The organism is Collimonas sp., assembly GCF_035566375.1.
Lineage (GTDB): Bacteria > Pseudomonadota > Gammaproteobacteria > Burkholderiales > Burkholderiaceae_D > Collimonas.
The window spans coordinates 84,832-96,807 of sequence record NZ_DATMRK010000012.1; the positions used below are offsets into that span (position 1 = coordinate 84,832).

Genomic DNA, 11,976 nt, shown 5'->3' on the forward strand with positions numbered 1-11,976 from the left:
TGCTGTGGTTGTAACCCACGCATTGCCTTTTTGACGATCGCAGTTGATGAGCCGTCTAATTTTTTATAAGAGGCCAATGTGTCGGTCTGCAATATGTCTCCTCGGGTGGCGTGGTTCAGATGCTTTTCACATTGCAATTCATAAAGCCAATTTTTCAACCAAGCTCAACTGTGCCGGCAAACAAATCGTCCGCAAGTCGTATCTGTGGACAATCGTGCGACGTGCGTTGCGCCTGAGCTCTTCGTGCTTGCGTACGTCTTCAAGCGCCTCGACCACATGTTGCGCAATCTCGTCTGGAGAAAAGAAGTCCACGAGTATGCCGTTGATACCATCCTGAATGACTTCCTCCACCGGCGGAGTCCTGGAGCCAATCACCAGGCATCCGGCTGACATTGCCTCCAGCATCGACCAGGACAGGACGAACGGATAGGTGAGATAGACATGGGCTCGCGATATTTGCAGAATCTTGAGGAAGGTTGAGTACGGCACCTTGTTCAAAAAATGCACGCGCTTGAGATCGATGGCGTCCCCCAATTCATCCAGCATGCGTTGCCTAAAGGTTTCGCCAGCTGGTAATCGGTGACCATAGCTCGTTTCCTCACCGCCGACTATCAGCACATGCGCCTTGGGGCGGCTTTGCAGAATGGTCGGAAGGCTGCGCATGAAACTGGGAAAACCGCGATACGGCTCCAGGTTGCGGGCGACGTAGGTGACGACTTCATCACCATATTTCAAGGTGATGTCCGTTCCCGGAATGGCAAAGTGCGCGGCATGATCGGGCGCTACCACTTGCGTGTCGATGCCCTCGTGGACTACGCTCAGGATCGGTTGATAACGTAACGGATAGACTGATCGTTGCCACTGGGTGGGGCATTGACCCCAGTCAACCGCTTCCAGCGCCAGCAGATTACCGACGTTCTTGGTCCTTAATCGCGGTGATGTATCAGGAGTGAGCTGCTCCTTCGGATCAAAACCGACATCGGCGCCTTGGCTGCGATAGAAAAATTCAAAGTAACCCAACAATGGCGTGTTCGGAAAAACATCTTTCAGATACCAGATTTCACCCCACCCATTGTGACCCAACATCACGTCCGGGACGAAGCCGGATGCCTTCAAATCCAGGGCAATCCGTGCAACCTCCTGTGCATTCAATATGCCGGCTTCGGTGTCGCCCAGATAATGATGGATGCCGGGTGTCACGGCCCTTTGTGGTTTGTAGACGATCTTCTTCACGCCTGGAATCGTCGCGTCCTGGCGTTGGGTGATGAAGATGACTTCGTTCTTTGGTGATGCGCCCAGATGCCGGGCGAGATGGAGATATTGGCCGGGGAAATTTTGGTGAATGAAGAGAATTTTCATGAGGGCTGGTTGGCGAACGTATCGAGGAGCCGGCTGCTTACAGAGTGTAGCTGTGATGCAATTTATCACTATTTGATAGCAAAAAGCCATTGAAAATGGAGGGTGATAATTTTTTGGAAAGCTGAAGTATAATTCTTTACGGAAATTGATGAATATTTGCAACGAAAATTAAGATGATTTAATTGCCATTACTCATCATCTTCCATCCCGCGGTTAGGTAGCTTTAAAACTTAAGCAAGAGGTAAGTATGAGCACCCTGGGACGAGTCCTCCGTCGAATCTTCACGCAACTTCAGCATCAATTTCAACCGCCCGAATGTGGCGCATGGTCGATGCCAACTTCCTTCGGCACGAGTTGAGTCGCTGACAGTCAATTTACCCGATTACACAAAGTAAACGAACACCTGAGCGCTGAGGCACGCAATGATTTTTGCAACAGCCTGCTAATCGGGACGCTGTGAATCAAATCTCAATTTAATAAACCAATTGCCATAGATGCGCAATAAAGCAAATCTACCGGGCTAGGAGAGTGGCGTGAGTAAAGTAAATGGCTTGTTGACAGTGCTTAAATTTATCGGATTGATATGGGTTTTTGGAGCCAGCATGAATGCAAACGCAGGGGGAGGGGAGCAACGCGAAGCTTTAGGAACAATTGAAATACCTCCAAATATTGTTGGCATTTATGTAAAAAAATCACCAACGTGTCACTGGAGTGTTGATCACCAAGAGTGCAAAGGTTTTCAATGGGATACCGTCGAGATTCAGAAAAAAACAACTACCACTACAGATGTCAGCATAGCGACCAGTGCCATCAATGAACATGGATGCGCGTATCAAGGGGTCGGACGTTGGAACGGCGCAGCACTCGTAGTTACCGCAAATGCAGAGCGCTTTATCCCAAGTGTCCGGTCTGGAGAAAATGGATATTCCGTTAACGATGGTCCGATTTGCCGAGTAACAATTAAAATTCATGGAGACTTGGCGACATACGATGTTGACCCGAGTACAGAGACCATTTGTCATGAGAATTTTTGTTCTGCGCGAGGTTGGCTTAGTTTCCCTGAAGCTGCTCGTCCTTATTATCATCGTCGGAAGTGATGGATGGATTTTTCATCGGCATCTATCGTGTTTTGAGATGCACGTTAGTCCAAATGGAGTCTGATTATTTCGGATTACAGATTTGTGAAATCGCCGCCCACCATACTTCAAATGCGGAATAACAATAAGGGAAGCTAGTTATGTCTATTGCACCAACCGTACTGACTCAAGCAAATTACGAAGCTCTACGGTTTGCCTTGATTGGCCAAGTTGAAGGTATAGTCTATACCCCCTATTTCGATAAAGTAGGAATCATCACGATCGGTATCGGATTCAATATTGATACGGGGAATGCTAATACCAGGGCTGCTGTAATGAGCGCTATGGGTCTTACATCAACCCAACAGAGCGCGGTTAATACACTTTGGGATTCGGTAGCTTTAGCCAATATTCGCTCAATGGCACCGGGAAAGGCACGGGACGGGGCTCTTAGTAGTCTTCTAGCACAGACCGTCGGAACGTCAACATTTGCAATGACAGACAGTACCATGCTCCAAGTATTCAATGGAATTGTGGACGGTAAGGACAAGACTGCTCAGAATGCTACAGGTATCGTCGCTCCATCATTCGAACGTGCGGTGTTAGCCTCATTGGAATACAACAGCAAATATGCACCCGGCAATCCTAAAGGACTAATCGGCCCAGGATTGCTCAGAGCGCTTAAGCTATCCGATCCAGCTGAAGCACGCGCCGAAGCATGGTATCAATTGCGTTACAACAGCGGTAATCAGTACAAGCGCCGTTACGAAGAATCAGCCCTTTTCGGTCTCTATCAAAATCAGAACAACATCAGTGCGCAAGACGCGCTTGCTGTATTCAAGGTCTACACGCGTCATCGTGGTGACGCCATGAACGCGCAATGGGATACAACTCACGCCCAAGAAATTGGTCTTGCAAATGCTGACATGCACGCAATTGGTCAAACACTAGCGACTCTCACTGCACAAGTTGCTCTGCCTTCAGTCGATACATTGACTGTCGAACTTGGGTACGGTGAAGCTCCACTATTCGATTATTTGAAACAACAATATCTAGGTGATTCTGAGATCACTCAATCATTGCTTGTGTCTGCTTTTAACTCTACCAATATTTACGCTGCAGGTGATACAGACCAGATCCTCGATGTCAGGCCATACCAAACTGGGAGCTTTGCGCAAGGTGCTACAAATTTGCTAATAGGGGGCGGCGGAAATGACATGCTGATCGGCGGGGCGGGTAGTGACCTTCTGATTGGCGGCAGTGGTAATGCTTCTCTCGTTGCCGGTTCCGGTAACGAAACCTTGGTTGGCGGTACCGGCAATGATACGATGATAGGTTATACCAACGGTAACGATACGTTTGTGTATGTCGGTCGAGGTGCAGGCGTGGATCATATCCTTGATACCAGCGGCCAAGGTACGGTGTGGATCAACGACAAGCAGATTGGTGCGCACACCACCGCAGTTAAAGGGCAGAATTTCAGCTGGACTGATAATCTGGACGGTCAGACCCTGTATCAATTCAATGAACATGCGAAAGGTAGCAATACCGGGACATTGACGATCAGCCTAGGCTTGCTTGGGTCGAATGGCGGTCAAATTGTTATCGACGATTTCGATCTCAATAAAGCAGAAACGGGCACGAACGGTTATCTGGGTATTCACTTAAGGGAGCAGTCTGCAATTGTTGCTGGAATCGGCAATGCCAGTGCTCCTTTTAACTACAACCCGACCGACGCTTCGGTGACGGCACAAGGTGCGATACAAGCGCTGACGATATATGCTTCGGCGACAAGCACTGCGGCCCAAACAGTGACATTGGCTCTGTCCGGTGGAGATCCGTCAAAATACTCCGTCAATACCGGGGCAGATATGCTCTCATTTGGCAACGGAACGGTCACGCTTACAATTCCGGCAGGGCAGGACAGCGTCACCGTAGGCTTGGCATATGTCGGCGATATAACACAGAGTTCGACCGTGCAAGTCACCTCGACTTTGGTAGATCCGTCAAATTCATCCAATAATTCGTCAGTAAGCAACAAGCTTACCGTCACGTATGACAACTCTCATGCGCCCAAAGACTCCACCAACACTGTCAGCGGTGTATTGGACTCCGGACACTACTATGGAACCGCAACTGATGTTGACTACGTCTATGGCATGGGAGACAACAAAGACGATCTGGTCGTCACCGGCCCCGGCCCTAATGTGATCGAGGGAGGAACTGGTAATAACGTCGTAATCGGCAATGGCGAGCAGAACATTATTTTTTCCGGCAACGGCAACAGCGGCGTATACGCAGGTACACAAGTCGATTTAGCTACCGCCATTACTAATGCAAAGACAGCTACCGCTACGGGCCAGAAAGGTGATCTGATTGCTGTCGGCAACGGTAACAATACCGTTGTCGGTGGCAACGGCAATGATGCCATCTTCGCCGGTGCGGGTAACAATGTGATCGTATGCGGTCCCGGAAACGATACGGTGCTGGGTGGACTGTATGCTAGTTACGCCAAATTGGATTGGGGCGTTGCTGTCATAAACAACGTGATTCAACCCAATGACGTTTCGTTTGCGTCCCTAGCTTACACTGCACCGCCTCATTACGAAGGTAACGTCGACACTACCGGTGTGCCGTCCGGCTTGGGTAACGCCACAATCTTCGGCGGCAGCGGCAACGACTTGATTGAAACTTCGAACGGCAACAACTATGTGGATGCCGGTAGCGGCAACAGCAGTATCTTCGGCGGAATGGGCAACGACACGATTTTCGGTGGGACAGGCAATGTCACCCTTTCCGGTGGCGGCGGCGACGACTATATCGATTGTGAATCGGGTAACGACAGCGCACAAGGCGGAAGTGGCAACAATACGCTCATTGGGGGGAGCGGCAATGACAGGTTGTTTGCCGGCCGTAGCGGAGCGGATTGGGCCCGCTCGGAAGCCGGCAACAATTATGTCGAGGCGGGATCCGGCAATACTATTGTCTTCGGCGCTGGTGGCAACGATACCTTGATAGGTGGTAGCGGTAAAACCACCATCTATGGCGGTTCCGGCAATGAATATATCGAAGGTGGGAGCGGTCAGAACGAACTCCATAGTAACAGTGGTACGAACTATATCGATGGCAGTGACACTTTGGTTGCTGGCGACGGTAACACTACGATCTATGGTGGTCAGGGCACCGATTTTATCTACGGTGGGAACGGCGTGGATACCATTTATGGTGGGACGGGTACGACGGTTATTGAAGCCGGCGACGGTGGTACGGCAGATAAGCGTACTCAGGTATTTGCGGGTAGCGGTGACACGACCATCACCGGCGGCAGCGGTTTTGATATCATCAACGGTGGCTCAGGCAAGAACGTCATTTATGCCGGCGGTGGCGGTACAACCGCTGCTCCAACTCAAATCATCGCAGGCAGCGGTGCGACGACTGTCTATGGTGGAAATGGTATCGCCAATATTGACGCCAGTGCAGCCAGCAGTGCGTATCTAGTTGGCGGCGGATTTGACACCCTCGTTGGCGGTGGTGGAAACGACACCTTGATTGCAGGGAGCGGCAGCGATCTTCTCAAAGGTGGGGGCGGTTCAAATATCTATCAAATTGGCGCCGATAGTGGCAATGTCGAGATTCAAAGTAGTTCAGGTAGCGATATCGTGCGATTCGGGACAGGTATCCATGTTTCGGATCTTACCGTTACAGCCGGTTTTGGCCGCGATGGCGGTCCGGCCCTGATCATTGACGATGGCGCCGGCGGCGAACTCACTATTGATGGCGGCCTTGATGGCGCCATCAATCAATTTTCTTTTGCGGATGGTTCAACGGCGACGCTCGCGCAGTTGATGGCACTCGCCAATAGTAATCCGACCGATCTTCCGGGCGTTAATGGAAATCTGATATTTAGCGCCACGAACGGCGATGTACTCGTTGGCGGAGCCGGCAACGACACTCTCTACGGCTGGTCGAAAAATCAAACACTGCAGGCTGGATCGGGCACTGCCACTTTAATTTCCTATGTGGGCAATGATTCCCTGATAGGTAGCAGCGGCAATAACATCTTCAGGGTACATACCAACACCGACACCATCGTTGCGCAAGCTGGTGCCAACAACACCGTAGAATCGACGGTGAGCTATGTTTTGCCAGCCAATGTCGATAAACTGACCGGTATCGGTAGCGCTGATCTGGCGCTGATCGGCAATGATCTGAACGACGTCATCACTGCCAACAGTGGCAACGACACGTTGATTGCAGGCAGCGGCGTGGCAACGCTGGTGGGCGGCTCGGGCAACGACACGTTCGTGATCAATAATGTCGCTGACGTGGTGAATGCGCAGGCTGGCGGGATAAATACGGTACTGACATCGGTCAACTATGTTGCTCCGAGCAATGTACAAAATTTGACCGGTATCGGCAGCGCCGATCTGACGCTGACCGGTAACGATCTTGCCAACGTCATCACGGCCAACCATGGTAATGACACACTCATTGCCAGCAATGGCATTGCCACTTTGATTGGCGGAATCGGCAACGACACGTTTGTTGTGAACAATGCAGCCGACACCATCGTCAGTCAACCAAATCAGGGGATTGATACTGTTGTTTCGTCGGTGAGCTATGGGTTAGCGAGCAATGTGGCTAACCTGACTTTGACTGGAACGACTGATCTGACGGCGACCGGCAACGCGCTCGATAACGTCATCACCGCTAATGACGGTAACGACACGCTGTTCGGTGGATTCGGCCATGACACCCTGATCGGCGGTGCGGGGCATGACACATTCCTCATGGGTTTTGATATGGGGGAGAGTACCGTCATCGATACATCATCGCAGGGCGGCACTATCAAATTGGAGGATGGTGTCGGCTTTAGCGACCTGTCGGCGACACGCCTTGGGAACGACCTGCTACTTAATCTACACGGTAGCGGCGCCAGCATGCGTCTGCAGGATTACTACCTGGGTTCGCAGAACTGGAACGTCGACAACGCCAGCGGCGATAGCACGACACCGCAGGCGCTGTTGGATGCTACTGCGCAAGCATCTACCGATCAGATTGGACAGTTATGGAATGCTTTTTACGCGGGAACAAAGGGCCAACTCATTAATAGCTACCTTGAGCGCGGGTATGTTATGCAAGCGGATGGTTCGCTGTACCAGTCATACCAATTGCCGGGTTACGCGAACCACGACTGGCTGACGGCTCGCGACGATAGTACTTCCCAGGTAATAACCGACACGTATCTAGGAACGCGGACGACCGTCAGCTCAAGTTGGAATCCGGTAGATAGTTACTCTTACGGTGTGAGCATTGTTGACCACTCAGCCGCAATCTATGCAGCAATTACTACCTCAGATGATCAGGTGGTCGTTGTAGATCCTTCATTGGGCCAGAGCCAAAACATCGGAACCAGGTGGCTGGGAATGGTATGGGGCGCCACAGTCATGCCTTACCGTGGGTCGAGCTACACCAACCAAACGTCGGGTTCAGACCCTATTTACGGCAGCACTGCGTCCGATTCCAATAACATCGTCGGTTGGCGTTCGTGGGTATCCGTCAATACTTATACGACCAGTTTTTATGATGGCGTTAGTAATGGAGTTGTCTTAACCGCGCCGGGAATTTTATCAACGAGCGGCACATTGCCACAGGCGGTTGCTGCGCAGTACGTTCAAAATCAGGAGACCAACAAGATTCAAGAGGTACAGCTAGGGGCGGGTGATCACACGGTTTACGCCAATGCGCTGACGATGGTGGTCGGTGGCGCTGGTAATAGTCAGATCTTTGACGCTGGCCTTGTCTACCTGAGTACGGGCAATAATTATGTTTCCAACGCGCAGACTGTCTACGGCGGAGCTGGTAACGACACGATGATTGGCGGCGAGACGTTGATAGCGGGATTGGGCGACGACCTGCTTATTGGCGGTAGCACCATGCTCGCCGGTAGTGGTTCCGATCAAATCTTCGCAGGACCGAGTAACGCCGCGATTGTGATCGATCCGATGAAAGCGGGTGCCGACCTGATTGGAGGAGATGGGAATTCGATGGCGTTTCTGGATGCCTATTATCAATCAATGGGCGTTAGCGGTTGGCGGGATCGCTATCGGCACGGGGGCAAGTATGACCTTGTTGAAAATGGCTACTATGACGCGCAAGGTGCGGAGGCAGAATTAAGCCGAACGGGAAGAACTTTGCAGCAAGCGCTGAAGGACGGCTCGGCTCTCTATGTTGCCCCTTTGCCTGTTCTGGTACAGCTCAATGACAATTCGCTTAATTTACAATTGTCGAACTATTATGCGACAGCCGATGTGGCTGTCGTGGCTCTCTCCGCCAACGATTTTCCGGCGTTGGCACCCTATCAAAATTTTCTTCCCGTGCATAAGCTTGTCTTCGATGCTGGCGTTTCTTTGTCCGATCTGCGGTTTTCCTGGGGGACAGCGAATGCATCCATGTCAGGAACCGGAAGTGTTTCGACCCATGCCACGCTCAATATTTCTTGGGGAACGACAGGTGTGGTTGAGGTGTTAATCCCGCATTTCGACGACCCGATTGGGTCCGGTATCTCGGAGTTTGACTTCGCTGACGGAAGCAAGATCAGCATGGCGGACATCGTCGCGCTGGCGCCACTTGCTCCCTCGTTCGATCCACAATTGAAGGATTATGTATTCCAATCCGGTGCAGGTGAACAGGTGCTCAATCAACCGACCAAACAGATACAGTTTGGGGGCATCGCTCCTTCGCTTGTGACGATTGCACGGGACGGGACAGACCTCATTCTTTCCATTGGCAACACGGGCGATTCAGTTCGCTTGACCGCATGGTACGGCAATCCCAATGCGTATATTAAAGCAGTTGCGACTTTCGCCGACGGCACGAATTGGAGTGAGCAATTCCTGACGCAGCAGGGCCTGATTCAAGATGGCAGCTCCGGCAACCAAACACTTCATGGACTGACTGGTTATGCGAATACGTTTATTGCGGGAGCAAATGACACCCTGATCGGCGGCGGTAGCGGGAATGATCTCTATCGGTTTAATGCCGGGGCTGGCGCCGTCCATATCACTGATAGCAGCGATACAGGCACGATTCAGTTCGGCGTAGGGATCACGGCGGATCAGATTTCACTCAATCTCGAATCCAATCTCGGCTCGCTGATACTGAAGGTAGGCAATAATGGAGACACGATTTACATTGACGGGTTCGACCCATCTAATGTGCTTGGTAGCAGCGGCGTTTCGACCTTTCGTTTTGCCGATGGCACGACGTTGAGCCTGAACCAATTGCTGGCGGGTGGTTTTGACATCTATGGCACGAATAGCGATGAAATATTGAATGGTACCAGCGTGAATGACCGGCTCCATGCTGGCAACGGCAATGACACCTTGGTCGGTGGTCAAGGCAATGACGTGCTGATCGCAGGGGCCGGGATTGACGTGTTTAATTTTTCATCTGGAGATGGTCAAGATACGATCGATGAAACTGCCAAGACAAGAGCTGTCACCGGCACGGATGTGATCGCATTCGAAAACGGCATTAGCGCATCCAGTCTGAAATTCAAAATTCAGGGAACGGATCTGTTGATTACCTATGGCACTCGTGGCGACAGTATCCTTGTCAAAAATCCGATGGCCGTCGGCAAAATCACTTTTGCCGACGGCAGCTATACCACTTATGCCAATGACGGACAGGGTAAGACTACGCTGACGACCTATCGTGCTAATGCAACTGTGCTCGGTAACATTTCGTTGAGCGACGATGTGAATGGCAACCAGAATAATGTTTGGCAAAATGCGGACGGCACGCACGGCACCGACACTCATAACGTCGATGGTTCCGGTGCAGGGACAAGCTACGCCGCAGACGGCAGTCACAACAGTTATGTCATTGATACCCAGGGAGACGTCACTACAACATTTTTCAATGCTAGCGGCAACAAGCTCCGTGATAGCTGGCTTAAAGCAGATGGTACATCGGGCCAGGACGTCTTCAACGCCAACGGCTCCAGCAGCGGGGCGACGCATCGAACCGACGGGAGTTACAGCAAATATACCAATGACGGAATGGGAAATATTGTCACGACAAATTACGATGTTATCAACAATAAAGTGAGCGATAGCTGGACCAAAGCTGACGGGACATATGGTAATGACACTTTCAACTTGGATGGAAGCCGCAACGCCTATACCAACGATGGGCTGGGTAATGCTAGGTCGGTGAAGTACGACGTCAATGGGAATATAGCTGGTGATTCCTGGCAGAAAGCGGACGGCACGCACGGCACCGATATTTATAGCCGCAATGACGTCAATCATATCCTCGACGATATTATTAGTACGACTTATGGCTCGCACGGTGATGTCATCAACGTCACAACGGCGCGCTTCGATGCCAGCGGCAATAAAACCGACGACATTTGGACCAAGCCAGATGGCTCGACCGGCAGCGATACGTTCCACGCCGACGGTTCCAGCTCAGGTACAACAAAGAGCGCTGATGGCAGTTATAGCAGCTACGCCGCTGATGGACATGGCGATGTCACTACGACTAATTTCGATACGAATGGCAGCAAGATCAGCGATAGCTGGAGCTATTCCGGTGGCAGCCACGGTACCGACATGTTCAACGCCGACGGCAGCAGCAGCGGCATAAGTTACAACTCTGACGGCAGCTATTACACCTACACTCAAGATGCTTCAGGTAACAGCTATGCTGAACTGGACTATGGCGCCAATGGCGATAAACAGAGCGACAATTGGTATGATGCCGATGGAAGCTCGGGACAGGATGTATTCAACGCCGACGGCTCTAGCAGCGGCACAAACTACAACCCGGATGGCAGCTATAGTGAATATACCAACGATGGTCAGGGCGATATCACGGCCAACAATTATTCGTCTTCTGGTATCTTGAACGGCCAGACTGTGGTGGCCGACCACGGCTACAACAATGTCACGCTAGGCGACGGTACCGATAGCGTGACAGTCGGAAATGGCGGCAGCTCAATCCAGGTGGGCAATGGCGACGATTTGATAACGCTAGGCAGCGGCTCTAACAGTGTCACCCTAGGCAGCGGCACCGATCGGGTCGTGCTGGGCAATGGAGTCGATACGCTTCAGTTGGGTAGTGGCGTCGACACGGTGGTTATCGGCGCTAATGCCGGTAAGTTGTCCGATACCGGTCAGGCAACCGTTGTGGCGTCGCCGACGGGAACTAGCGAACTGCTGTTTGCCAATGCCAATAGCGATCAACTGTGGTTCCAACGTTCTGGCGATGACCTCGATATCGGTGTGATCGGTACGTCGTTTCAGCTCGATGTATCGAGTTGGTATGGCTCTTCCTCGAACCATGTGCAATCCATCGTTGCGGCCGACGGTAAAACACTGATCGACAGTCAAGTCGATGCATTGGTGAGTGCTATGGCTTCATTCAATCCGCCGGCGTCTGGTGCCACCGTGTTGCCGGATGCTTACCAAAATCAACTTCGGCCGGTGATTGCGGCTAACTGGCATTGATCGGACTTTCTTAGTACAAGAAAAAG

General features: G+C 51.5%; 3 protein-coding genes. 2 read left to right on the forward strand and 1 reads right to left on the reverse strand.

All coding sequences use genetic code 11. The features are described from left to right. Positions 1-138: 138 nt before the first annotated feature. Positions 139-1,359 carry a glycosyltransferase family 4 protein gene (locus tag VNZ60_RS02915; protein WP_325656924.1) on the reverse strand — a complete coding sequence of 407 codons (1,221 nt, stop codon included), beginning with the start codon at positions 1,357-1,359 and terminating at the stop codon, positions 139-141. Between the two features lie 533 nt (positions 1,360-1,892). On the opposite strand from VNZ60_RS02915, the gene VNZ60_RS02920 reads away from it, so the two are divergent. Next, entirely contained in the window at positions 1,893-2,456 is a 564-nt protein-coding gene (locus VNZ60_RS02920; protein ID WP_325656925.1) for a hypothetical protein, read from the forward strand. 140 nt (positions 2,457-2,596) lie between these two features. Beyond that, on the forward strand, positions 2,597-11,950 hold the full coding sequence (locus VNZ60_RS02925; protein ID WP_325656926.1) for a calcium-binding protein: 9,354 nt from the start codon (positions 2,597-2,599) through the stop codon (positions 11,948-11,950). The last annotated feature ends 26 nt before the right edge of the window (positions 11,951-11,976 follow it).

What these genes read in the sequence shown, in the direction of transcription:
- VNZ60_RS02915 (WP_325656924.1), bottom strand. Translation starts at nt 1,359, where the DNA reads ATGAAAATTCTCTTCATTCACCAAAATTTCCCCGGCCAATATCTCCAT.
- VNZ60_RS02925 (WP_325656926.1), top strand. Translation starts at nt 2,597, where the DNA reads ATGTCTATTGCACCAACCGTACTGACTCAAGCAAATTACGAAGCTCTA.